The sequence below is a fragment of the Streptomyces sp. TBY4 genome, from assembly GCF_024213195.1.
Lineage (GTDB): Bacteria > Actinomycetota > Actinomycetes > Streptomycetales > Streptomycetaceae > Streptomyces.
The window spans coordinates 119,125-140,614 of sequence record NZ_JANAVF010000003.1 but is presented as its reverse complement, the minus strand read 5'-3'; the positions used below and the strand labels follow the sequence as shown (position 1 = coordinate 140,614).

General features: G+C 69.3%; 26 protein-coding genes. 2 read left to right on the top strand and 24 right to left on the bottom strand.

Annotation, left to right across the window (positions count from 1 at the left end; genetic code table 11):
* Window positions 1–93: 93 nt before the first annotated feature.
* The 6 genes from NLX94_RS08575 to NLX94_RS08550 all read right to left on the bottom strand — a co-directional run bounded on the left by NLX94_RS08575 (window position 94) and on the right by NLX94_RS08550 (window position 4,234).
* Window positions 94–249, bottom strand: coding sequence for a hypothetical protein (locus NLX94_RS08575; protein WP_254382014.1), 156 nt, complete (start codon window positions 247–249; stop codon window positions 94–96).
* Between the two features lie 12 nt (window positions 250–261).
* Window positions 262–597, bottom strand: coding sequence for a hypothetical protein (locus tag NLX94_RS08570; protein ID WP_254382013.1), 336 nt, complete (start codon window positions 595–597; stop codon window positions 262–264).
* A gap of 125 nt (window positions 598–722) precedes the next feature.
* Window positions 723–1,181 carry a hypothetical protein gene (locus tag NLX94_RS08565; RefSeq protein WP_254382012.1) on the bottom strand — a complete coding sequence of 153 codons (459 nt, stop codon included), beginning with the start codon at window positions 1,179–1,181 and terminating at the stop codon, window positions 723–725.
* Window positions 1,178–3,346 carry a type IV secretory system conjugative DNA transfer family protein gene (locus NLX94_RS08560; protein WP_254382011.1) on the bottom strand — a complete coding sequence of 723 codons (2,169 nt, stop codon included), beginning with the start codon at window positions 3,344–3,346 and terminating at the stop codon, window positions 1,178–1,180. Before NLX94_RS08560 ends, NLX94_RS08565 begins: the two co-directional genes overlap by 4 nt.
* 13 nt (window positions 3,347–3,359) lie before the next feature.
* Entirely contained in the window at window positions 3,360–3,752 is a 393-nt protein-coding gene (locus tag NLX94_RS08555) for a hypothetical protein (protein WP_254382010.1), read from the bottom strand.
* An 11-nt stretch (window positions 3,753–3,763) separates the two neighbouring features.
* Complete coding sequence (locus NLX94_RS08550; RefSeq protein ID WP_254382009.1) at window positions 3,764–4,234, bottom strand: hypothetical protein; 471 nt, start codon at window positions 4,232–4,234, stop codon at window positions 3,764–3,766.
* A gap of 31 nt (window positions 4,235–4,265) precedes the next feature.
* Between NLX94_RS08550 and NLX94_RS08545 the strand changes: the two genes are divergently transcribed.
* A complete protein-coding gene (locus tag NLX94_RS08545; RefSeq protein WP_254382008.1) occupies window positions 4,266–4,556 on the top strand; it encodes a hypothetical protein in 291 nt (96 codons plus the stop codon).
* A gap of 384 nt (window positions 4,557–4,940) precedes the next feature.
* Here NLX94_RS08545 and NLX94_RS08540 read toward each other — a convergent pair whose 3' ends face one another.
* The 8 genes from NLX94_RS08540 to NLX94_RS08505 all read right to left on the bottom strand — a co-directional run bounded on the left by NLX94_RS08540 (window position 4,941) and on the right by NLX94_RS08505 (window position 8,485).
* On the bottom strand, window positions 4,941–5,156 hold the full coding sequence (locus NLX94_RS08540; protein WP_254382007.1) for a hypothetical protein: 216 nt from the start codon (window positions 5,154–5,156) through the stop codon (window positions 4,941–4,943).
* A 1-nt stretch (window position 5,157) separates the two neighbouring features.
* Complete coding sequence (locus NLX94_RS08535) at window positions 5,158–5,796, bottom strand: hypothetical protein (RefSeq protein ID WP_254382006.1); 639 nt, start codon at window positions 5,794–5,796, stop codon at window positions 5,158–5,160.
* Window positions 5,797–5,865: 69 nt separating this feature from the next.
* Window positions 5,866–6,204, bottom strand: coding sequence for an RRQRL motif-containing zinc-binding protein (locus NLX94_RS08530; protein WP_254382005.1), 339 nt, complete (start codon window positions 6,202–6,204; stop codon window positions 5,866–5,868).
* Window positions 6,201–7,217, bottom strand: coding sequence for a hypothetical protein (locus NLX94_RS08525; protein WP_254382408.1), 1,017 nt, complete (start codon window positions 7,215–7,217; stop codon window positions 6,201–6,203). The genes NLX94_RS08530 and NLX94_RS08525 overlap by 4 nt, the downstream gene beginning before the upstream one ends.
* A gap of 56 nt (window positions 7,218–7,273) precedes the next feature.
* Entirely contained in the window at window positions 7,274–7,546 is a 273-nt protein-coding gene (locus NLX94_RS08520) for a hypothetical protein (protein ID WP_254382004.1), read from the bottom strand.
* Window positions 7,543–7,812: a DUF6284 family protein gene (locus tag NLX94_RS08515; protein WP_254382003.1), complete on the bottom strand. Its 270-nt coding sequence runs from the start codon at window positions 7,810–7,812 to the stop codon at window positions 7,543–7,545. The genes NLX94_RS08520 and NLX94_RS08515 overlap by 4 nt, the downstream gene beginning before the upstream one ends.
* An 80-nt stretch (window positions 7,813–7,892) precedes the next feature.
* Window positions 7,893–8,270 (bottom strand): RNase adapter RapZ, encoded by a 378-nt coding sequence (locus tag NLX94_RS08510; RefSeq protein WP_254382002.1) that lies wholly within the window; start codon window positions 8,268–8,270, stop codon window positions 7,893–7,895.
* Window positions 8,271–8,305: 35 nt separating this feature from the next.
* On the bottom strand, window positions 8,306–8,485 hold the full coding sequence (locus NLX94_RS08505) for a hypothetical protein (RefSeq protein WP_254382001.1): 180 nt from the start codon (window positions 8,483–8,485) through the stop codon (window positions 8,306–8,308).
* Window positions 8,486–9,301: 816 nt separating this feature from the next.
* On the opposite strand from NLX94_RS08505, the gene NLX94_RS08500 reads away from it, so the two are divergent.
* Window positions 9,302–9,730, top strand: coding sequence for a winged helix-turn-helix domain-containing protein (locus NLX94_RS08500; protein ID WP_254382000.1), 429 nt, complete (start codon window positions 9,302–9,304; stop codon window positions 9,728–9,730).
* Here the strand turns inward: NLX94_RS08500 and NLX94_RS08495 are convergent.
* From NLX94_RS08495 to NLX94_RS08450, 10 genes are all read right to left on the bottom strand, one after another.
* Window positions 9,727–10,671, bottom strand: coding sequence for an NAD-dependent epimerase/dehydratase family protein (locus NLX94_RS08495; protein ID WP_254381999.1), 945 nt, complete (start codon window positions 10,669–10,671; stop codon window positions 9,727–9,729). The genes NLX94_RS08500 and NLX94_RS08495 overlap by 4 nt on opposite strands.
* 11 nt (window positions 10,672–10,682) lie before the next feature.
* Complete coding sequence (locus NLX94_RS08490; RefSeq protein WP_254381998.1) at window positions 10,683–12,182, bottom strand: helix-turn-helix transcriptional regulator; 1,500 nt, start codon at window positions 12,180–12,182, stop codon at window positions 10,683–10,685.
* A 920-nt stretch (window positions 12,183–13,102) separates the two neighbouring features.
* Window positions 13,103–14,506 (bottom strand): site-specific integrase, encoded by a 1,404-nt coding sequence (locus NLX94_RS08485; RefSeq protein WP_254381997.1) that lies wholly within the window; start codon window positions 14,504–14,506, stop codon window positions 13,103–13,105.
* 67 nt (window positions 14,507–14,573) lie between these two features.
* Entirely contained in the window at window positions 14,574–14,762 is a 189-nt protein-coding gene (locus NLX94_RS08480; protein WP_254381996.1) for an AlpA family transcriptional regulator, read from the bottom strand.
* Window positions 14,763–14,879: 117 nt separating this feature from the next.
* Window positions 14,880–16,292, bottom strand: a complete 1,413-nt coding sequence (locus NLX94_RS08475) for a phage/plasmid primase, P4 family (RefSeq protein WP_254381995.1) — start codon at window positions 16,290–16,292, stop codon at window positions 14,880–14,882.
* Window positions 16,293–16,596: 304 nt separating this feature from the next.
* Window positions 16,597–17,490 carry a bifunctional DNA primase/polymerase gene (locus NLX94_RS08470; protein WP_254381994.1) on the bottom strand — a complete coding sequence of 298 codons (894 nt, stop codon included), beginning with the start codon at window positions 17,488–17,490 and terminating at the stop codon, window positions 16,597–16,599.
* Window positions 17,487–18,575: a DNA cytosine methyltransferase gene (locus tag NLX94_RS08465; protein WP_254381993.1), complete on the bottom strand. Its 1,089-nt coding sequence runs from the start codon at window positions 18,573–18,575 to the stop codon at window positions 17,487–17,489. Before NLX94_RS08465 ends, NLX94_RS08470 begins: the two co-directional genes overlap by 4 nt.
* 98 nt (window positions 18,576–18,673) lie before the next feature.
* Complete coding sequence (locus NLX94_RS08460) at window positions 18,674–18,862, bottom strand: hypothetical protein (RefSeq protein WP_254381992.1); 189 nt, start codon at window positions 18,860–18,862, stop codon at window positions 18,674–18,676.
* 159 nt (window positions 18,863–19,021) lie between these two features.
* Window positions 19,022–19,264, bottom strand: a complete 243-nt coding sequence (locus NLX94_RS08455) for a hypothetical protein (protein ID WP_254381991.1) — start codon at window positions 19,262–19,264, stop codon at window positions 19,022–19,024.
* 150 nt (window positions 19,265–19,414) lie between these two features.
* On the bottom strand, window positions 19,415–21,481 hold the full coding sequence (locus NLX94_RS08450) for an FtsK/SpoIIIE domain-containing protein (RefSeq protein WP_254381990.1): 2,067 nt from the start codon (window positions 21,479–21,481) through the stop codon (window positions 19,415–19,417).
* Between the last annotated feature and the right edge of the window lie 9 nt (window positions 21,482–21,490).

Genomic DNA, 21,490 nt, shown 5'->3' with positions numbered 1-21,490 from the left:
GAGTCCTCCAGTTCAGTTGGATGTGCTGGTTGACGAGGGCGGCCCCGCTTCATTGGCGTGAGAGGGGGCCGCCCTCGTTGTGTCTGTCGGGGCTCAGGCGCGGATCTGCCTGCGGACCTCGGCGACGAGGCGGAGGATTTCGTGTGCCAGGTCGGTGATGGCCTGGAGCTGCTCCTCGACCTCCTCCGGGCCGGTGAAGGAGAAGGAGGGTTCGCGGTCCGGTCTGGGGTTGGTGAAGGAGAACGACACGGAAGCTTCCTGTCAGAGGGCGGCGAAGATGACGGCGAGGACCAGAGCGGCGGCGCCGCCGATGACCAGGGCCGCGGTGGCGGAGGCCCACAGGGGGCGGCCCATGTCCGCGGTGTTGCGGAGGTCGGCGAGGGTGTCGCTGAGGTGGGCGTGCAGGGTGGCGAGCGGGCCAAGGGAGGCGTACCAGCGGCCGAGGCGGTCTATCTCGCCGGCGTGCTCCCCGTCGGGGAAGTGACCGCCATGCAGGGCGTTGCGGTGGCCTTCGGCCTCGACGGCGAGGTCGTCGAGGTGAAAGGCCGTCGGGGACGTGGTCAGGCAGACGGAGCAGCGGTACCGGTAGCGGCGCACGAGTCTTGGTCTCCTGGGGGTCGGAGTTGAGGCAGGGCAGGACAGTGCGGCGCCCCGCCCGGAAAGGTCTCCGAGCGGGGCGTGGGGCTGAGATGGGTGTCGGCGGGCCTGCTGCGCGCCGCAGGTCAGATGTTCATGTGGTGGGCGCGCTGGATGGCAGCCTCCCAGACGCTGCGGACTTGGGCTCCGGTGTGGGAGTCGTTCCAGGTGGGGATCGCCTCCCACTGCTTGCCGTGCTGGCGGCGGGCTTCGTCCAGGAGGAGGTTGCCCGCGTCGCGGTAGGCGTCGTTGCGGGCGCCGGCCGCTGCGCGCAGGGCGCCGATGGAGCAGCGGGCGCCTTCGGGGTGGATGAGCCTGCCCTTGGCCCAGCCGTGGGTGTCGAGGAAGGTGAGGGCGTCGGTGAGGGTCTTCTCGACGGCGCCGGTCAGGCGTGCCGACGGGGCGGCGAGGATGAGGGAGACCGGGGCCGGAGCGGCGGGGGCCGCCGGGGCGACGGGTTGCGGTGCGGGGGCGAGGAGTTCGAAGGCCTTCTCGTACAGGTCGGGGTCGATGTGGGTGAAGTGGGTGTGGGTGCGGGTGTTCATGCTGCTGACCTCCACAGTCCGTTTTCGTTGGTGACTTCGTCTCGCTTCTTCAGTTCGGTCAGGCGGGGCTTGATGTGGTTCACGGGGGTGCCCAGCTTTCGGGCGATGGTCTCGACGGTCATGGGCATGTTCCCGGCCCGAAGGAGCGCGAGGATCCGCGGCTTGATCGGCTCCTGCCCTTCCGCCCCAGCAGGGCTCGCGGGGTCGGTGGAGCCCTGTTGGGCCTGCGGCTGGGGCTGTGCGGTCGGTCCCTTCTGTGCCCTGTGCAGGAGGTCGGTGAGGCTTCCGACGAGGTTCTTGCCGCGCTGGTCGACGAGCGGGGTCTGCGCGATCGCCTCGCGGTGACGCCAGGCTTCGCAGTCCTCGACGGCGACGGGCGGCAGGCCGGCGGCGAGGGCGACGGGTGCCACGTCCAGGTGCAGGGAGCGGAACTGGACGGCCTGGGATCCGGGGGTGAGGAGGTAGCCGAGGCCGAAGGTGCCGTCCTCCGGCCGGGCGGACGCGGTGGTGTCCAGGCCGCTCATGTCCCGGACGGCAACCTTCTGGGCCTGGCCGGGCCAGGAGTCGGGGATCATCGACAGGTCGATGCCCTCCGCGCCCTGGACCGCGTTCGTCCCGACCAGGGAGCCCTGGCCCTTGGCGCAGCGCAGGAAGACGGCGCCGCCGCCGATCAGGAGCTGGGAGCGGATGATCGAGGAGTTCCCGAGGTCTTCGGCGAGCGGGGTCTGGGTGGCCAGGATCACGCCGATACCGCGCTTGAGGGAGCGGCGGGTGAGCTGCTCGACGATCGCTTTGGCCTCCGCGTGGTACGGGGAGGAGGCCGACAGCAGCATGTGTGCTTCGTCGATGACGATCAGGATGAGCGGGTCGGTGAAGGGGAACTTCGGGTCGCGGTAGCGGGCTTCGCGGTCGAGCATCATCGCGTAGGCCAGGCGCAGGGCGCCCATCGCTTCGTCCAGGCCATCCCCGCAGTACGCCGTGAGGTCCGCTCCGGCGATGGTGCCGGCCTGCGGGGAGGACAGGATCACCGCGATGCGGGACTTGAGGGCGGAGAGCAGGATCTGTTCCAGGACCCCGGACTTCCCGGAGCGGGAGCCGCCCACGAGGTAGAGGTGGCGGGCGCCGGACCCGGGCTGCGCGAGCGGGACCAGCGCGGCGTTGGCGTCGATGTAGGTGCCCAGGCGGACGTAGCCGCGCGAGTCCATGGCCAGCTCGTCGACGACCGTGGAGAGCATCGTGCCGTGCGTCAGCGCGTGCTCCTTCATCACGCGCACCCCCATCTGCGAGGGCTTGTCCGTGGGCGCCAGAGCGATCTGGATGGCCGACAGGTCGAGGTTGCCCGCGAGGTCCTGCAGGTTGACCGTTCCGATGGCCTTGCGGTCGCGGGTGGCGATGCCCTCCCAGTCCAGGGGCCCGTTGTAGCGGGTCAGGGCCAGGGTGGTGCCGGGCATCGCGCCGTCCGGGATCGCGACGTGCGCGGCCCACACCTGCTCGGGCGTCGTCGGGACGCCGCCCGCGATCTCCGGCTGCACCGCCGCCTTCATGAGGTGCACCATGACGGGCAGTGCGTTGGGCGCGTAGTGCTTGGGGTCGCCCATCTCCACCTGGGAGATAGGGACCTGGTAGACGGAGGCGATGTCGGCCGCCTTCACCCGGACCTGCTGCCCTTGGGGCAGCGTGATGACCCCCGTGAAGGCCACGTGGTCATCCCCGACGTCCAGAGCGAGGTGGGTGAGCTCGGCGCCGGCCTGGATGAGCTTGCGGCCCGGGGTCTCGGTGGGGCCGGAGATGAACTCCTTCCAGTAGGCGGTGATGATCTGCGCCTGCGAGCTCTGCCCCGCGGTGGTCTTGGCGGGGAGCGCGGTGAGCAGGCTGGCGGTGTTGCGGTAGTGGGCGAGCGCGGCTGCTCCGGCCGGGACGGCGAGCCCGAGGGCGAACAGCGGATTCATGCCGGACGCCAGGATTTGCTGGGCGGCGATGCCGCAGCCGGTGCTGGTGATCCCACAGGCGATCAGGGAGCGCAGGGCGGGGGCGGAAACGTTGCTGGCCCAGGCTCCCGCTCCGGCCGCTGCGGCGGCGAGTGCGGACCAGGGGCCGGCGGCGGCTGCCGCCAAGGCGAGGGCGGCGGGCGCGTACTGGATGAACTGTGCTCGGGTCGGCCCCATGATCCGGTTCTCCTTACTGCTGGGCGTAGAAGGCCGCTTCGGCCATCTCGACGGGGGAGGTGTCCACGGCGTCCGCGATGCCGCCGTGGTCGGACTCGACGGTGGTCTTCGCGTCGTCGGCGGCCGCGGCCGCGCTGTCGGCCGCGGAGTTGTACTCGCCGGCCGCTTCCTTGGCGCCGGTCATGGTCAGGGCGGCGTCCGCGAACTCGGCGGTGGTCGCGTCGTCGACGGCGAGGGCCTTCATCGTTTCGGAGGCGTCCTGCATCTGTTCCGCGGTCTCGTCGACGTCGGCGGCGAGCTTGGTGACGGTCTCGCCGTGGACGTGGACCTGGTGGGTGAGCCAGGCGAGCTTGGTCCGCAGCAGCGCGTAGGTGGCGGCGTCCTTGAGGGATTCAGTCGCAGACATGGGTTCCTCTCCTATCGGGCGTTGTAGAAGTCGCGCTCGGCGGGCTTGGTCAGCGGGGAGTCGGCCACGGCGCGGAAGATGCCGCCGTGGCGGACCTCGGCGTTCTGCGACGCGGTCCGGCAGGCTTCCTCGCCGCCCTGGATCTGGTCGTGGAACTTCTTGGCGGCCGCGGCTTGGAGCTCAAGCTGCTCCTTGAGGTGCTCGCACTTGGCGATGAGGTTCTCGCCGACTCCCTTCTCGGTGATCTCGGAGATCAGCACCTCGCAGTCCGCCGCGAGCTGCGTGGACTCGTCCACGAGCTCCAGGCACTTCTCGGAGCTGGACTGGCACAGGGTGGCCGCGCCTTCGGAGAGGTCGATGACCTGGGTGAGGTTGATGACCTCGCCGCTGCTGTAGGTGCGGGACTTCCCGGCGGCCGTGGTGACGTGGACGCCCTTGGCGTCGACGGTCGCGGTGTGCGGAACGGGCGGGTTGGGCTGCATCGCGGGGTCCTTCCGGATGTGGTCGGGAAGCTTGACGGTCGGAGGCGCAGGGACCGTGCCGGGCGGCGGGATCGTCGGACCCGGCGCAGCAGTAGGGGGCGCGGCCGGCGGCGGGGTCGGGGGCGCCGTGGGCTTCGGCGGTGCCGGGGTCGGCTTCGGCGGCGGCGGGGTGGCCGAGGTCTGCTTCGGTGGGACCGTGGATGCCGTCGGCGGCGTCTTGGGCTTCGGCGGGATCGTGGCCCCCGACAGGGGCCCGGAGGATCCCGAAGGCGCCGTACCGGAGGACGAAACGGAAGGAGCAGGCTTCGTCTTCTTCAGGTAGGCGGAGCGCCACCCGTCGCGCAGACCCCCAGCCCAGTGGGCGCCCGCGAGGAGCCCGTAATGCGCTTTCGCCGCCGCGTTGTAGGAGGCATTTCGGAAGGTGTCCGGCGCCTTCGTCGGCTCCCATTTGGATTTCGACTTCGGCGGGGGTTTCTTGATTCCCGCCTTCTCGTATGTGTCGTGCGTGTTGTCGACGCCCACGAGGTACGTGATGGCGAGGAGTATGAGGAGTTCCACGAGCCTCCCTCAGTGACACTGTGTAGTTCCGAGCGGTTACCGGTTACCGGTTACAGCCCCTGTAGACGCCGGTTCGGGTCCCCTGGGTCGGGGTCGAGGTGGCGTCTGGGGCCTGTAACCGGTAACCGGTAACTCTGCGGATGGTCGCCTAGCGTGACGATCCGATGTCGCTGACCGTGTCGTTCGCCGTGTTGAAGACCGATTCGAGGGTGCCTCGGATCTCTTCACTGAACGGCGTGTACGGCAGGAAGATCCCGGAGACGATCAGCAGGAGGGAGATTGCCATCTGCTTTCCCTTCGTCTTCTTGAAGGTGAAGATCAGCGCCCAGCAGAACAGCGCGAGAGCGAAGAACTGGAGCGTCATTTCATGCACCCTTCTCGAAGGTGAATCCCTTGTTGTTCGCGGGGACCGCAGCGCTGGAACCGGAAGAGGAGGCGAAGGAACTGGAAGGCACCGCGAGCTTCTTGTAGGCGAAGAGACCGCCGCCACCGACGAGGGCCACCCACAGCCAGGGGCTGGAGGCGATGTCGCTGCCGGCCCCGCCGCTCGTGCTCTCTTCCTGCTTCTTGGGGGCCGCACCGCCGAGGGTAGGGGCGGCGCAGGAGGCGATCCTGGAGACGTCGTAGGAGGAGGCCTTTGCGACGGCCGCTGCCCGGATCTTCATGCACTCCAGGTAGACGGCCATCTCCCGCTCGTAGAGCGTCTTGGCCGCGGCTTCCTCGGTCTGCGCTCGCTGCTTGTCGGCCTCGACTTCGACCAGGGCGTTCGCGGCCTTCTCCCGGGCAGCGGCACTGTCCTGGGCGGCTTGGTCGCTCTGCATGCTGGTGACGGCCACGACCGTGCCGCACACGGCGAGGACGGCGATCGTGCCGCACACGGCGAGCGCGGCGGTGTTGCGGCGGACTCCGCCGAGCTTGACGGAGAACTTGGACGACGTGCTGGTCTTCTCGGCGGTCTCGGGGTTCATGCGGGTGAACTCCTCGTCCCAGTCGATTGCGGACACGGTGGCTCCTCCTTCCAGTGCTGTGTGGGTGTGGTCGGTGAAGCCCGCCCCTGGTAGGCCTGGGGCGGTTCAGGCGGCGTGCTGTTCATCGGGGTAGGCGCAGGGGACGCACATGCCGAGCGAGGACGGGATCACATACCCGGCATCGGCACGGCAGGTGGGGCAGGTACGGCGGGCCGCGTTCGCCTTTGCCAGAGCCGCGGCCTTGGCCGCGGTCATGGGACGGACCGGGCGGGCGAGCTCTATCCGGTACAGGAAGGCGACCAGCGGCCCGCGCCGGTAGCGGGGCCGCTCCACCTGAGCGGCGACGTCCTGTCCGCCGGGCCGGAGGCCGGCGGCGCGGAGCTGGCGGCGGGTGGCCAGGCCGTCGGGGGCCAGGCGCCAGGTGTAGACGGGGAGGGTGGTCATCGGGGGCTCTCTTCCTGGGCCATGAGGGTGGCCCAGGCGCCGCGGATACGTGCTTCGCCGCCGGTGAATCCGGACTCGCGGAACGCGGTGACGGTCTGCCGGTAGGACAGCGGCGGGTCGTCGGAGTAGCGCAGGAACCGCAGGACGACCACGATCTGCTCGTCGGTCAGAGGCTCACCGATCAGCGGAGTGGAGACTCCGGCGATGGCGGCGACCTCGTCGAGCGTCACGGGCGTGACGGCAGGCGTGACGGCGGGCGTGACGCCCTCCCCGTCCAGACCGGTCAGCGGGTCGTTGACCTGCGTGTCTTCCCCGTCACGCCCACCCGTGACGGCCACCTCGCTGGGACCCGATTCGGGTGCTGCGGGGAGGGCCGGAGTCACGGCCGCCGTGACGGCGTCACGCCCAGCCGTGACGGGCGTGGTCGGGGGTGTGACGGTGATCGCGAACATGTCGCCGAGGGCGACGTCCGCGCCGGTGGCGATCCGCTCCCGCTGGACGTCCAGCAGCCGCGCTCCGAGCGTGATGTCCGCGGTGCCGACCTTGCGGGCCAGGCGCCACGACGTCCGGTCCGAACGCTCCCGGATCTTCGCGTCGGGGTGGTTGGCGGCGCGGGCGCGGTGGTAGGCCAGAGCCTGGACCACGGCCGCCGCCCGGGCTTCCGCCTCGGCGTCCCGGCCGTCGACGTGAACCACGATCCGGCGGGCCAGGAACGCCATGCCCTCCGCCGCTACCGACATACCCAGCGGGGTGATCGCGTAGATGACCGTGCGGGGCCCGTCCGGGGCGGCGACGGCGGACATGGCCGACGCGGCGGCCGGCAGCGCCCACAGCCCGGCGCGGACCACGGCCGGGGAGGACTGCCCAAGCATCGTCAGCCCCAACAACACGAGCGCCAGGACAGCGGTCGCTCCCTCGCCCGCTGCAACCGCACCGAGGGCGGTGCCGGAGTTGTAGGCGCCCTTGATGTTGGAGTAGGTGCCGTAGCCCCCGGCCGCCCCCGTGGCGAGCATCGGAGCGAACGCGATACCGAGGACGAACTTCTGCGCTCCCGTCAGCGGGCGGCCGGTCACCGGTCTTCCCCGTCCTTGTCGAACTCGTACGGGGTGTAGGTGACGGGCTCCTCAGCGGTCCGGGTGCGGATCGCGTCTGCGGCCAGCCGCGGGTCCCGGCTGACGGTCCGGTTCGCCTGGAGGGTGATCCGCACGGCGAGGACCCGGCGCTCCAGCAGCCCGTAGTACAGCCGCTCGTCCGCCTCCGCGATCGAGGGCAGCGGCAGATCCAGTGCTTCCACGATCGCTTCCAGCAGGGCGACGTGGGCCGATTCGGTGCGCTCGTTCATGCCGCGTCCCCCGAGACCTGCGTACCGGCGGCGCGGTTGGCCGCGTCCCGGCGGGCGGTCAGAACCCGGTTGTGGGCCCTGCGGATCCGCCGACCGTCGAACTCCGACGCCGGCCGGTCCAGCAGGACGATCAGCGCGTCCAGCAACTCGACCTCGGCCAGGACCACGGGCATCTCGGCCTCGATCGCGTCCAGCTCCGCGTCCGACGGCTCCAGACCGTCGGACCACGGCGTAACAACGTCCTGAAGTGCAGCGATGTGCTTCATGGGTTTTGCTCCTTCTAGGGAGGAACGGGACTCAGCGGCCTCCGGCGTTCGAGCGCCGGAGGCCGCACTGCGTTGGGGGTTCAGCGGTTGACGACGGGCTTGTGCAGGTCGCGGTGGTGGAGCGTGACCGTGTGCCCGGCGCCCGTGAGCAGGTGGGCGAGGGTCAGGGCGACGGTTGCGGCGCGGTGGCGCCCGCCCTGGCACCCCGTGGCAATGACGAGATCGCCGCCGCCCGGACCGGCCGCGAACGCGTCGGCGGCGAGCAGGGTCGCGGTGATGAGCGGCACGATTCCGGGGGTGGCCAGCACTGCGTGACGCACGGCCTCGTCCTCGGCGGTCAGGTACCGAAGCTCCGAGGACACGTGCGGGTCCCGGAAGTGGCTGCGCAGGTCGAGCGTGAGGTGAGCTGCGGGCGGTGCGGCGTGGAGGTAGCCGAACGAGACGATCTCTACGTTCACGGGGGCCCTTTCGGGAAGAGGCAAGTAGGGCCGGGCTACTTCGGGGTGACCGTGATGCTTCCGGTCGCCTCGTATCCCCTGGTGCGCAAGCTCCTCTCGACTGCCTTCTTGGCGGCCTCCGCCGAGGGTGCGCTCAACGTGCCGCGCACGCTCGTGGTCTCCCCGGGGGTCAGGGTGTCGGCGACCTCTTTGACGGTGAAGCTGTACTCCTGCATCAAGCTCTCCCTTGGGTCACGGTTCCGGGCTGTCCGGTTCCCCTCGACCCCGCCCGTACGACACCCGGAAGGGCGCCGGACGGGCGGAGGAGGCAACCGGGCCGCACGTGTGCGGCAAGGTCAGGCGACTCGAAGGGCAACGCCGCCGTGCCGGTCCAGCACGGTGGCGGCCAAGGGTCTTAAGCGGTTCACAAGCACTCCTCGACGTCGGGGTGGACAGAGGTGGGACTGCTCACCCGGCGCCGCTCGCTCCAGAGGCAATCCCTGTCCCTGGAGGTCGTGCGGCCATTGGCCGGGTGGTTCTTTAGAGCCGATGGCGTGTCCCCCCAATGGGGGTGTGGGGCCCGGGTGTGACGCGGGCTCGTTCTCGATCGGCTGGTCTCCACTCGCCTCGGCCGGTGCGGTCACGGCCGTCCTGCTGCGGTGGATCACGCTGTTGAGTTCTCAAAGTGAAGCCGGTGGCTCTCCGACGGGCGCGGTAACCCCGAAGGGATCCCGTAAGAACGGGACACGCCGGACGCCAAGAGGTACTGCGGGTGTTCCGAGCAGCCCAAAGAAGGCCCCTCATCGACCAGTTGTCAGCGACTGAGCCGCCGTTTCCGGTGGCCTCGTTGCTTGCGACAAGCCTGTCCGCGCAGAGCTCCGGAATCGAATGACGGCTTGTCATATGAGGTCTGCCGCTTGCTCGCTGCCCTCTGAACAACATGGTGCACCTAGTGCACCATGTTGGCAAGTGGCTCGACCTAGGTCTGGGGGGAATGGATCCGAGGAGACTGGTGTACTAGGTACATCACCTGCGAGTGGAGGAATACCCCGATGACCGAGTTTCGAGGGCAGCCGGCATACCTTCAGCTGGCCGATGACCTGCGGGAACGTATCCGAAGTGGCGACCTGCCCGACGGCTCCGCGCTGCCTTCGGCGCAGGACCTGATCAACAGCTCCGGTGCATCAAGCACCGTGGTGAAGAATGCTGTGTCCCTGCTGCGAGCCGAGGGGTACGTAGTCGGCCACCAGGGCAAGGGGGTCTTCGCCCAATTCCCGCCCCGGCTCTCGGATCACTCGCGCGGTGCCGCAGATTGGGCCTTGCCTCTTCTGCAAGCAGGCGTGGAGGTTGAAGCAGCCCTGCGTGAGACGCTGAACAAGGTCGGAAGCGGCGCAGCGAGCAGCGAAGCGGCCCTTGAGCGCTGGCATGCGGCGTTCGCCAACCTGCCGGAGAGCGTCAAGGACCGCTTGGGGAAGCCCTAGCGGCTGCCGGCGGACACGACCGACCATGCGTCGCCGATCAGCTGCTCAAGGCTGGACCGCTCCGGCTTCCAACCGAGATCAGTTGTGATCCTGGAGATGTCGGCCACCAGTCGCGGCGGTTCGGGCTGAGGCGGGCGGTGCACTACAGGCACATCCCTTCCGGACACCCGTTCAACCGTGGCCACGATCTCCCGCATGCTGGCAGCGGTGGCACCTACGTTGTAGACCCGGTACGGGACAGAGGCGTCGGCCTCAAGAGCCAACACGTAGGCGCGCGCCAGGTCGTCCACGTGCACGAAGTCCCGGACTGCGTCGCCGTCGCCGTTCATCTCAAGGTGCGGGTAGCGGCCGGCCGCCACGGCGACCGCCTTCGGGATGATGCGGCTCTCATCCGAGTCCCCCATGCCGCTGACGGCGCCCGAGATGTTGAAGCACCGCAGGCTTACGGCCTTGATTCCTCCGGCCTCGGCTCGGGCCCGGAGGGCTTCATCTGCGGCCAGCTTCGACGTCCCGTAGGGATTGCTCGGAGCGGGCACGGTGTCTTCGCCAATGGGCTGCTGCTCGGGTGCTCCGTAGACCGCCGCCGTCGAGCCAAGGATGACCGTAGGGGTCTCCGAGCCTGCCGAGGCGGCAGCCAGCGCATCGAGCAGCGTCACCGTGCCGCCAGCGTTGACGGCCTGGTACTCCTCCGGCCGCTCGAAGGATTCGCGGACTCGGGTTAGAGCTGCGAGGTGGCAGACGCCCTGGACACCGTCGAGAGCCGCTCGCAGGGCCGCCTCATCCCGGATGTCACCGTGGAAGACCTTGGTCACCGGCAGCTCCGGCAGGGGGGCATCAGCCGGCCGATGCGTGAGCACCACAGGGTCGTGGCCTGCCTCGGCGAGCCGTCGCACAACCGCGTTGCCCACGAATCCGTAGGCGCCGGTCACAAGTACGCGCACTGATCTGCCTCTCAGCCCAGAATGAGCCCGCGATGCTGCCACGCCAGGTCGAGGCACGCGGCGGCAGCGGATGCCAGGGGTTCATTGTCCAGTAGGCGCCGGATGTTGGCCTCGGTGAATTCAATCCCCGCGCTGCTGTCACCGGCCCGACCTGCGACGACCGTGCCCTCGGAATTCCGGGACACCATGCCGGAGAAGACGGCGTCGTACACGTCGGACTCAATGACCACCACGCTGAGGATCTCGCCAGCCAGCGTGAGGGGGTCCAGACCGATCCCGAAGCAGTACGGGCGCACCTTGCCTTCGCGGCGGGCCTGGTTGAGGGTCTGGAACGGTTCGGTGGAGTCGTAGTCGATCGGCTCGCCGCTGCTGCCGTCGGCCTCAGGGTCCCCGAGGAACTCCTCCGCGTACTCCCGGAGCACGTTGTGCCAGAGGTTGAAGTCGTTCGACTGGTCCCAGGGCATCACCGATGACGGCTGGAAGACCCCGGCCGGCATGACGTGGTAGGTCCCGCCGGCCAACGCGACGTTGCTCGCCGACCGGTGGTGGAGCGGAAACGACGCCCCGTCGGGACCAAGCCTGATGGTCAGGGTGTCGATGGACGGCAGCAACGGCCTGTGGCCCAGGTCGAAGGGATCCCCGACCAAGCCCCGGAAGGGCAGCTCCGCCCAGCTCGGATCGCTGATCCAGCCCGGGTCGCTGCCGGTCTTCAGCCAGGCGCTCGCCAGCTCGTGCGCCACGCCTTCGCAGACGTCGGCCATGTCGAAGTAGGTCGTGTAGCCGAAGGACAGCTTGGGGCGCCCGTCGGCTTGAGCGACATCGAGCAGCCGGAAGCTCGGTCGGTTGACGAACAGAGACGGACGGTCGATCATCCGGATCGCCTGGGTGTAGCGATCGAACTTGGTGCCCTGAGGAGCGAGAGGTCGGACGCCCTCTGACTGCGACTCCCGCCCGGTGACTTCCGGCGGACTGGTCTGCGTCAGCCAGGCCAGCTCGATGTCCGCGAAGTCGACTGGTGCAGGCCACATCCACGACTCACGGGTGAGCACCGGGCTGTTCCCGGCCCGGGAGAGGTCCGGGTACAGCCGGGCTGCGGCCTTCGTCAGGTCTGCCCGGTGCCGGTTGAGCTCGCGGCGCGTCATGCGCCAGCGCCGTTGGTCGTCCACGGCGGCGAGTGGGCCCTCCGTGGCCAGGTCTCCAGCAGATGCCGCAACCGTGACCATCGGTTCGTCCGACGGGAGCAATCCCAGCTCATCCTCCGGGAGCGCCAGCGCAGCAGCTAGCCGGCGGAGTTCGTCCATGTCTCGAATGTTCCGCTTGCCGCGTTCGAGCAGAGATACGTACGACTGGTCGTAGCCGAGTAGATCCGCAAGATCCTGTTGCTTAAGCTTGTGGAGTGCTCGGTACGCCTTGAGGACGTCGGCCAGGTTCGAGCCGTCGGGAGGTGTAGCTCGCTCTGTTTCGCCAGCGAGCCAGTGCGGCGACGAGTCGGCTGATACGGCGGCGCGCACGGGGCTCCCTGAGGCTCCGGGGCCGATGGCCCTCCGGCAGGGGCTGCACACGGTGTCGGTGTTGCTTCGGCCCAGCTTCGTGCCGCACCTCGTGCAGAGGGACGGTACGGGTGGCGCAACAGTCATGAGCTTCTGGTCCCTTCGAGGGAAGGCGGTGGCTCCAACGGCGTGACTGAGCAACTTGATTGAACAGTCCGTTGCCCGACCAGACCGCCTTCAAGACTATGGATTCGCGATGCTGACGGCAGGGGTTCGTGACTGCCCGGCCTCGCTCACGTGCGGGGATCTACTTGCGCCCTGGAGTGCTCCAGCCGCGCTCGCCGTACGCCTGCCGCTGCCCGCACCCCTGGCAACACCCTGTCCTGAGGACCACGGGGTCAGGGAGGGGACTGAATGGCAAAGCGCCGACGACCACAGCCCAGGGACAACCGCGGCCGGTACACGAAGACCGGCATACCTTTATGGTTCGGCGTCGCAGCGGTGGTGCTGCTTGTCGTCTCCTACGTCCGCTAACGGACGACGGGGCGATGGTCCATCGGCAGCATGGCGCGACGAGCCCAGAGCATCCCGAGGCTGCCCGGGAGCAACCTGGTTGATGCCAGGCAGGGACTCGTATTGCGGCACGCAGGGCACCCTGTGGGCCATGTGTGGGCCAGCGGGAGTGACGAAGGCGCGCGAATGACTTTCGTGTGCAGGTCAGGGCCCTAGCGGGTCCTGTAGGCGGAGCGCTCTTGAAAACCGTCGTGGCGCGAGTCACCGTGGGTTCAAATCCCACACCCACCGCCACAGGTCAGAGAACATGCTGATCAGAAGGGGTGCCTCTCATAGAGGGGCACCCCTTCGTCGTTCACCCTGTCTCACCCTGGATCGCCCCTGTCGCCATGGTGACCAGCGTGTGTGGCCAACTTGTGGCCAGGCCATCAGGACTCCCCCGTGGTGCCCTCGTCCGCCAGGGCCTGGTCAATGAGCTGGTTCGACACCTGCTGCTGGCCGCGAAGGATCTTGGCGTAGAACTTCCAAAGCACCGCCACGCTGTGCCCGGCGCGACGAGCTACCTCGACGGGATCCACTCCGGCCTTGATCCACAGCGATACACCGGCATGCCTCAGGGAGTAGGGGACCTCCGCGAGCGGTGTCCCGACATCCTGAGCAGGCAGCGCCTTCCGGCGTGCCTCGTTCCACACCCGGGTGTACTCGTTCGAGCCGACCCGACCGCCCTCAACCGCGCGAAAGAGCCGCCCATCGGCGGCAGCGCCATCGCGATCCAGGTGGCTCCGGAGCAGGCGTACGAGCACGGGCGGGATCGGTACAGACCGGCTGGCCTTTCGAGCCCTCCGCTTGAGACCCCGCTCGTCGTAGGGCGTCCCTCCATCCGTCCACCCCGCCCCGACTTCCGGCCGACTCCGGCGAAGGACCAGCTCTCCCCACCCCTTCTGGGGCAGCTTGCAGTCAGCCTTGGTGAGTGCGGCCACTTCGGACGGGCGCATGGCGGCGTAGTAGATGCAGCCGAAGAAGGCATGGAGGTGCTCGCCCCGGGTGCCCTGCGCGCACACGGCATCCAGGAGCCGACTCGCAAGCTCGGGACCGGGAACGTACTGGAAGTCGACTTCGTCATCGGTCTGCGGAGGGTCCCAGTCGACCTTGGGGAGAGGGTTGGCGGGCAGGGCGTCGCACTCGACGGCATACCGCAGGGCGTTGCTGAGGACAGCACGCTTACGCCGGACGGTGTTGTCGGCTGCGCGCTTGCCGTTGAGGAGCCGCGAAACAGCGGATAGGGCACGGCGAAGGTTCTCTGACTCCGCCACATCGGTCACGCGGAGAGAGTTCTTTGCGATCCAGTCCAGCGCCTGAGCAGCGGCCGCCGGCGGCTGCTCGGCCTCCATCCGGGCGACCACGTTCCCGTTGCTGTCTACCGTCATCTGGAAGGCCCACGACCGTAGGGCCAGCCGGAGAACCTTCGGGTCGGGGGCCGCCTTGCCGCCGGTCACCAGGGCCATGGTCACGTTGGTCATCGCCTCAGCGATGCCGACGCGGTGTTTGGCGGCTGCGTCCGGCCATTTCATGCAGGTGTACGCGCGGGCGTGCTCGAACCAGGTGGGCGACTTGAGCTGACGAAGCTCCGAGACGGGGAGCCCAGATGCGACGTCGAACTGTTCGCCGTCGCGGACGGCGCCCATGAGCTGAGCGCGTCGACCGTCGGCCAGCGTCTTGGTCAGGAACGGAGCCTGGTGCTCCTTGCCCCCGACGACCCATCGAAGCTGGTAGGGGGCGCTCTTGCTCTGCCTGGAGCGGATACCCCAGATCCGCACGTCATAGCTGTACAAGGTGACTCCGCTCAAAGGGGAGGGCCCCAGCCGCGGCGGCTGGGGCCCTGTGATGTACGGATCGGGTCTACGCGGCCGACACCTCGCACCCGCTCAGCCAGGCGTCCAGGTCGGATCGCCGGACGCGGAGTTGACCGTTCGGGAGCTTGTGGAGTCGGGGCGCGTTGCCACGGGAGCGCATGCGGTAGAAGGCGGCACGGCTCATGTCGATCTCTGCGAGTACCTCAGCGAGCTTGAGCATCTGAGGGCGGGCCATCGTTCACTCCTTGCCGTCTGGCGGTCGTGGGCGAGTTGGATTCACATTGCGTTGAGTCGCTACTCATCGCGTCTCAGCGGCGGTCTGAGCGTCGTGAGACGCGTTGAGTCGCGACTTTCACAAATGTGGGTCGGACTGGTTGAGGGTGATGCCGCTGTACGTGAGAACCTGCCGGCCGTGCTCGTCACGGGGGCGGGTGCGGTTGAGCTGCGGGATGACGGACAGGAGGTTGCGGCCGAACACCTGCTTCGTCCCGGCGCGTACGCCGTTGTCTTCCGCCCATTCGCGCCAGACGGCCCACAGATCGTCCACGGGGACGCTGCACGTGGGGCCGGTTGTGCAGCGTTCGCGGACGAATGCGCTGGTGGGGGATGCGGTGTCGCGCATGGTCGTGACCGCGTCGCGGCTGGAGACGGGTTCCGTGATCCGGTTGGTGCGCCGGAGCCGGGCCAGCCCCTCCAACGCCCAGTTGAGGATGCCGGGCATCTCCGCGGTGAGCCGGTCGGTGAGGGTGGGGTCCTCCTTGCCGAGCCACGAGACTCGCATGCTGAGGAGGACGAACCGGTTGGCGATGACGCCCGAGGAGTCGCCGAAGTGGGGCAGTTCGTTGGACAGGATCATCAGCCGTGAGGGGAGCTTTCCGGTCCACTGCTCGCGGTACTTGCGGTCGACGTCGATGGTGTCGTCACCCGAGATCGTCAGCAGCCGCTCCACCATCTGGCTGTTGTCGTTCCCGGACAGTCGGGCGTCGGAGATGATTGCCAGAGACTTCCCGACGAGCGTGGCCAGCCCGAAGTTCGTGCCCAGCCCGGCCAGTGTCGGCCCGGCGAGGTTCTCCTTGCCGACCAGTGCTTTCAGCACCCGTGCGATGGTGCCCTTGCCTGAGCGGGAGGGGCCCACGATGAGCAGGATCTTTTGGAGGTCGGTGCGGCCGGACAGGACGTAGCCGAACCACTCCTGTAGTGCGGTGATGGCGGCGGGGTCGTCGGGCCAGATCTGCGCGAGGAAGTGCTCCCACGTAGGAGCCGTGGCGGCCGGGTCGTAGGCGAAGGGGACCGAGACGAGGTTGAAGAAGCCGGGAGTGTGCGGCATCAACGCTCGGTCGCGGATCCTGAGCAGGCCATTCGCGCACGCCACGATGGGATCGCTGTCCGGCTCGCTCGCGCTGCTGCCGTCGAGCCACGCGGGTGCGTCGGTGTCGGTGGGCAGCAGGGTGATGGATCCGAGAGCGTCGAGGAGATTGCTGATCTTCTGCTTGGTCGGTGCCCAGTCGCGCTGCTCGGGCTCGCCCTCCTTGCCGGGTGCCCGGTAGATGGCGTGCTCCAAGCGCTCGTACATGGCCTTGCGCACCTGGGCTTCGTCCAGCTCACGCCAGCAGGTACCCGTCCAGCGCATCCACGATGCGCGCCAACGGCGGCACACGAGCTGTCCGTCCTCGGTCTGCCAGTCCGGCTCCAGCCGGCGGGCGACGGCGAGAGGGTTGGTCGGCGGCGGGAGTTCCTCGGCTTCGGGGGTGGGGCGGTCCATCATGCGGCGTCCCTCCCTTCCTGGTCGCGTGACGGGCAGACGTCTCGATGGGCGGTGTGGTCGGCGATCAGGGCGAGAGCGCGCCGCTGACCGGCGGCGAACAGGTCCCTCCCGCACACGCACCACGACCGGACCGACGGGGTGGTCCCGCGTCCCGGGGCGGTGATGCGGAGCCAGGCGACCGGGCGGCGCCCGTCGTCCCAGCACGGGTCAGAGCGAAGGGCAGGAAGGACGCCTTCGGCGACGACCTTCGGCGCACCACTGCGGTCTGTGGCCGGGGCCGGTTCGGCGGAGCGGGGGCCGGTGGTCACGACGCCCTCACCGCCACAACGGGAAGGCCGCCGCGCGTGACCGCGCGCTCGGCGTACGCCTCCGGTACGCCAACGGCGACGGCCGCGTCGATGACCAGACGCCCGAGCATCTCCAGCCCGCACGGCCCCGGGCAGGCACTGTGCTGGTTGGCGAGGAAGCGGGCGACGCCGTAGGCGGTGCTGCCTGCGCCCTGCTCACGACAGGCGGCCACCCTGGCGAGCCCTCGGGCCAGGCCGGTCGTCACGAACGTCTCGGTGTGGCGGCAGCCGGTCGCCACCGACCGGGCCCAGGTGGCGCGGCCGGGAGACGAAGAGTCCACCTCCCCCCGGAGGGGGCGTGTGGTCTCTTCCCTCACGACCAGCGCCCGGATGATGTCCGGCAGGGCGGTGATCGAGCCGGTGCCGGGGCCGCGCCACATGGCGTATGACATGGCCGACTTGATGTCGATGCCGGGCCGCACCTTGTTGGCGGACTGCATAGCGCCCCGGTAGATCCAGTGCTCACCCCGGGTGGTCGCCACGGTCTTCGTCGCGGGGAGGGCCTGGTGGGCCCAGGCGACCGCGTTCGCGTTGTCGAGGTCCACGACGGTGAGCCGCGCTCCGCCGGGGTGGTAGGCGACGGCGCCGGCCTGGCGCCAGGCGCGGGCCCATGCCGGGCCGGTGATGACGTCCGGGTCGGTGGTGGCGGCGCCCCAGGCGTGGCAGGGGGCCGGGCACTCGCAGGGGCCGGCGGCCTTCATGTGGGGCCGGTCCCCGCACGCCGAGCGGGTGCAGGCCGGGCAGTTCCCGAACGGCTCCTTGCCCTCCCGCAGCGGCAGCACGGGCAGGCCGATCTCTGCGAGCCAGAGCGCCGTACGCAGTTGTCCTCGTGCGTTCATCGGGGTACTCATGCCGCGCTCCTGACGTCGAGTCCCGCGGTGGCGGAGGCGTTGAGGAGTTGGCTGTAGGCGTGGTGGGCCTGTTGGGGGATGACCCCGTTTCCGAGGATCTTGAGCTGTTCCTTGCGGGGCAGGTCGGGGACGGCGGTGACCCAGCCGGCGGGGAGGCCCATGAGCCATTCGGTGAAGGCGGGTGCCAGGCGGCGGTTGCCGCGGGTGCCGGGTTCGGTCGGGCAGGGTGCGGTGCGTCCGGTGATGTGTTGCCAGCGGCGGATGGCGGGGCCGTAGTCGGTGCCGTCAGTGGCGATCCACTGTCCGACGTCGACCGGGCCGCGGCCGAGGAGGTTGACGACGGTCTCGTTGAGGGGGCGGGCGTTGCGGCCCAGGAGGTTGGAGGCTCCGGACTTCCAGTCCCTGGCCGCCGGGGTGGGCAGCAGCCTCAGGCTTCCGGTGGGGCCGGGAGTCGGGTGACTGCGGTCCGCAGGTTCATCCCGCCCCGGCGTTTGGGGCTGGTTCCAGGGCCGCCAGTGCCGTCCGAGGAGGTGGGGGTCGGCATCAGCGGGATGGGCAACTGCGAACCAGCGGTCGCGCGGGTGCGGGGCCCCGACGGCCTGGTCACCAGCTCGTAGACATGTCCACCGGACGTCATACCCGAGCGCGGCCAGGTCCGCGGCGACGACGTCCAGCCCCCGGGACCGGAGCGCCGCCACGTTTTCCAGGAAGACGTGGCGCGGTCGAAGGACGCCCACAGCCTGAGCGACGTTTTTCCAGACCTTCGACCACTGGCCACTGATCCCATCCCTTCGTCCGGCGTTGGAAATGTTCCGGCAGGGAAACCCCGCCCCGATCAGGTCCGGCCCGTACAGGTCCCGGACCTTCTGCCAGTCGACGGCCGTGATGTCGCCGAGGTTCGGCACCCCGGTGTGATGTGCGGCGAACACACGGGCCGCGTGGGGGTCGTTCTCGGCATAGGCGACGACCTGGCCACCGAGCCCGGCGGTAAGGGCCATCTCCAGACCGCCGTAGCCGGCGCACAGGGCGAGCAGGCGTGGAGGCCGGACGGTGGCCTCTCGCGGAATGTGGGTGGGTTGGGTCATGCTGGTCTCTCCAGTTCTTGAGCGTTCTGGATGAGGGCGGCCCCGGACTTTGGCGAGACGGGGGCCGCCCTTGGCTTTGCCTGTCGAGCGGTCGGGTCCTACAGGTTGGGGATGGCGGCGACGATGGCGTTGGCCATCTCATTGATGGGGCCCGCGGCGCCGGTAGAGGCGAGGAAGAACCCGAATCCGGCGGCGACGAACGCGCCGCCCGCGCTGAGGCTGTGGGAGCGCAGGAGGAAGTACAGGACGAGTCCGAAGAGCGCGACGAGCGAGACGGTGATGGCCATGCCGGAATCTCCTTTGACGTGCACGGGGAAGGTTGGAAGGCTGCGCGTACTTCGGGTGCTGACAAGCTCGGGGTTTTACCGGTGGCCGTGTCCGCCTAGCTCCACCATCGGAGCGGGGTCCGCCTTATGGCGTGCGGCCACCGGCCTTGCTGTCCGGGGTCAGCGGCTGCCGGCGCGGTGGATTTCCCGGCTCTGGTTGTGCAGGCGCCGGCCGACGCGCAGGCGCTTGCCCTGGCCGCGGCAGCGGCGGCAGGGCTTGACCCGCTTGACCTTCCCGGCGCGGTTGAGGGTGAGCTTGGCGCCGATGCCGTCGCACTTGCGGCAGGTCCCGAAGGGGCTAGCCATGCACAACAGGGTGTAACCGGCGAGGGTGACGAGGATGAGGGCGCTAGCGATGAGCATGCGGGTCTACTCCCAGCGTTGGGGCGGTTTCCGGGGCTTTTCGCAGGTGGGCCGCTAGACACTAGATCCCTGATCAGAGGCCTGATGGGGTGCTAGCGGGGGTGCTAGACCTAGCAGCGGCGCCTGCTAGGTCTAGCAGCGGTCCTAGGGTCAGGCGGCGGCCCGATCGGCGTCACGGCGAGTGATGGCGGCGGTGATGTCGGCGCGCTTGATGCCGCGCCGGTTCTTGCCCTCGCCCTCGTCGTCCTGGCCCCAGACCTGTCCGGGCTTGATGCCCCAGGGCTTGAGTGCGGCGGTGACGTTCTCGCCCTTCCACCCCGTGTACGCGTCCGGACGGAGGCCGGTGAGGCGGGTGGCGATCCGCTCGCACCACACCGCCTCCTCGTCGCCGGGGATGACCGCGAGGGTGTCAGTGAGGATGTCGAGCCCGGCGGTCGCTTCGGGGCCCTTGCCGATGGCGTGGCCGGTGACGTTGCCGTACTCGTCGCGCATCTTCCGCGCTCGGGCCACGACCTGTTCAGCGGCGAGCGCGTCGACGAACGCGGAGGCGACGATGCGCGGGTCGTCGCCCTCGCCGGCCATCCAGCAGATGCCCCGATCCGAGCGGGAGAACATCGTGGCCCGGTACCCGGCCTTGTACATCGAGGTACCCAGGATCATGTCGTTGGCGGGCTGACCCATGACCTTCAGCGCGAACCGAAGCACGGCATTCGCGGAGATGCCGGTGGGGAGGGACTTGGCGTCGGGGCGCTGGGTGCCGAACATGCCGACGATGCCGAGGGCGGGGCCGCGCTTGGTGATGTCGGTGCAGATGTCCTCGATCTCCGCCCCGTACTTCTCGTGCTCGAACGGCACCTGGCACTCATCCAGACCGACGACGATCGGGTGCAGGCCAAGCGTCTTGTCGCTGGCCAGCTCCGGGGTCACCTTCGACTCCGGGCACCGCGACCGCGGGAGCGACTTGATGACCTTTGCCCGGCGCCGCAGTTCGTCCTTCAGCTCCCTGAGGGCCTGGACGACGTATTCGATGTCCTCGTCTTCCTCGCCGGCCCGGTAGCGGTGGCAGACCGGCTCGAGTGCGGAGAAGTCGCCGGTGCCCTTGAAGTCGAACGCGTACAGGGCGGCGCGCGGGTCGAGGGCGGCGATGAGGAGGAGGAGCCGCATGAGGAAGGTCTTGCCCATGCGGGGGATGGAGCCGACGACGACCGCGGCGAACATGAGGGTCACGGACACGTCGCGCATGCGCTGGTCGTTGCCGAATACGACCGGCTTGAACAGGTCCACCTGCCCGGACTTCAGGAGCGGCCAGGCGGGCTTGGTGGTCTCGTTCATCGGCTTGTCCCCGACCCACAGGACCAGTCGTCCCTCGTGCTCGGTCGGGTCGGGGGCCGGCCAGACACAGCCGACCTTGCGACGCAGACCGGAGGCCAGGGGCTTGCGGGCCTCCATGATGTCCTCCGGCGTCACCCCGTACGGGAGGTCGAGGTCGGCGCGGTAGCCGGGCCCGTCCCTCACGATCTCGGAGGTGAAGCGGAGCCCGTTCATGTCCCCGCCCTTCTTGATGGCGGCGGAGATCTTTGCGTTGCCGATGCTGTCCAGACCGCGCAGCACGATCGAGCCGGTCATCTTCTGCAGCTCGGTCTTCAACACCGCCGGCCCGATGACCGGGGCGTCAGGCTGCTGCCCGGCGAAGCCCAACAGGAGGACCCCGCCAGCGGCGAACGCGTACAGAAAGGCCGGGGCCAGGACGTAGAGCCACAGGGCGAAGCCGAGCCCAAACACCGCGGCGACGAGGGTGACCAGACCGCGCAGCCGGATACGGCCCTGGCGCAGCCGGGCCAGACGCATGTACTCCTCGACGTCCTCGGTCCGCACGGCGAAGTCCCGCAGCGGAGCCGCCTCCCGGTCCCACACCCACCGGTTGGTGGAGGCGATGAACCGGCAGGCCCCCAGCGGGGAGCGGGCGGCGAGGCGGCTGGCGTAGACGGGCATCCGGACGCCGTGGAAGAGGGTGGCGTAGCCGAGGTTCGCGGCGGCGTGGCGGGCGGTGGCGGTGAAGTCGCGGCGGTTGGTGAGCCAGCCGGCGAGGACGGGCTTGCGCTTCTCGTCGCGGACCTTGGGATCGGGCAGGTTCGGGTTGTCGACCATGGTCGGTATCACCGGCTCGACGTCCTCGTCCGGGACGGCCCACAGGTGCGTGCTCGGGGAATCGGTCATGCTGAGAAC

What these genes read in the sequence shown, in the direction of transcription:
- NLX94_RS08550 (WP_254382009.1), bottom strand. Translation starts at nt 4,234, where the DNA reads ATGCAGCCCAACCCGCCCGTTCCGCACACCGCGACCGTCGACGCCAAG.
- NLX94_RS08500 (WP_254382000.1), top strand. Translation starts at nt 9,302, where the DNA reads ATGACCGAGTTTCGAGGGCAGCCGGCATACCTTCAGCTGGCCGATGAC.
- NLX94_RS08555 (WP_254382010.1), bottom strand. Translation starts at nt 3,752, where the DNA reads ATGTCTGCGACTGAATCCCTCAAGGACGCCGCCACCTACGCGCTGCTG.
- NLX94_RS08530 (WP_254382005.1), bottom strand. Translation starts at nt 6,204, where the DNA reads ATGACCACCCTCCCCGTCTACACCTGGCGCCTGGCCCCCGACGGCCTG.
- NLX94_RS08505 (WP_254382001.1), bottom strand. Translation starts at nt 8,485, where the DNA reads ATGCAGGAGTACAGCTTCACCGTCAAAGAGGTCGCCGACACCCTGACC.
- NLX94_RS08520 (WP_254382004.1), bottom strand. Translation starts at nt 7,546, where the DNA reads ATGAACGAGCGCACCGAATCGGCCCACGTCGCCCTGCTGGAAGCGATC.
- NLX94_RS08480 (WP_254381996.1), bottom strand. Translation starts at nt 14,762, where the DNA reads ATGGCCCGCCCTCAGATGCTCAAGCTCGCTGAGGTACTCGCAGAGATC.
- NLX94_RS08565 (WP_254382012.1), bottom strand. Translation starts at nt 1,181, where the DNA reads ATGAACACCCGCACCCACACCCACTTCACCCACATCGACCCCGACCTG.
- NLX94_RS08560 (WP_254382011.1), bottom strand. Translation starts at nt 3,346, where the DNA reads ATGGGGCCGACCCGAGCACAGTTCATCCAGTACGCGCCCGCCGCCCTC.
- NLX94_RS08460 (WP_254381992.1), bottom strand. Translation starts at nt 18,862, where the DNA reads ATGGCCATCACCGTCTCGCTCGTCGCGCTCTTCGGACTCGTCCTGTAC.
- NLX94_RS08465 (WP_254381993.1), bottom strand. Translation starts at nt 18,575, where the DNA reads ATGACCCAACCCACCCACATTCCGCGAGAGGCCACCGTCCGGCCTCCA.
- NLX94_RS08450 (WP_254381990.1), bottom strand. Translation starts at nt 21,481, where the DNA reads ATGACCGATTCCCCGAGCACGCACCTGTGGGCCGTCCCGGACGAGGAC.
- NLX94_RS08455 (WP_254381991.1), bottom strand. Translation starts at nt 19,264, where the DNA reads ATGCTCATCGCTAGCGCCCTCATCCTCGTCACCCTCGCCGGTTACACC.
- NLX94_RS08525 (WP_254382408.1), bottom strand. Translation starts at nt 7,217, where the DNA reads ATGCTCGCCACGGGGGCGGCCGGGGGCTACGGCACCTACTCCAACATC.
- NLX94_RS08475 (WP_254381995.1), bottom strand. Translation starts at nt 16,292, where the DNA reads ATGATGGACCGCCCCACCCCCGAAGCCGAGGAACTCCCGCCGCCGACC.
- NLX94_RS08515 (WP_254382003.1), bottom strand. Translation starts at nt 7,812, where the DNA reads ATGAAGCACATCGCTGCACTTCAGGACGTTGTTACGCCGTGGTCCGAC.
- NLX94_RS08470 (WP_254381994.1), bottom strand. Translation starts at nt 17,490, where the DNA reads ATGAGTACCCCGATGAACGCACGAGGACAACTGCGTACGGCGCTCTGG.
- NLX94_RS08540 (WP_254382007.1), bottom strand. Translation starts at nt 5,156, where the DNA reads ATGACGCTCCAGTTCTTCGCTCTCGCGCTGTTCTGCTGGGCGCTGATC.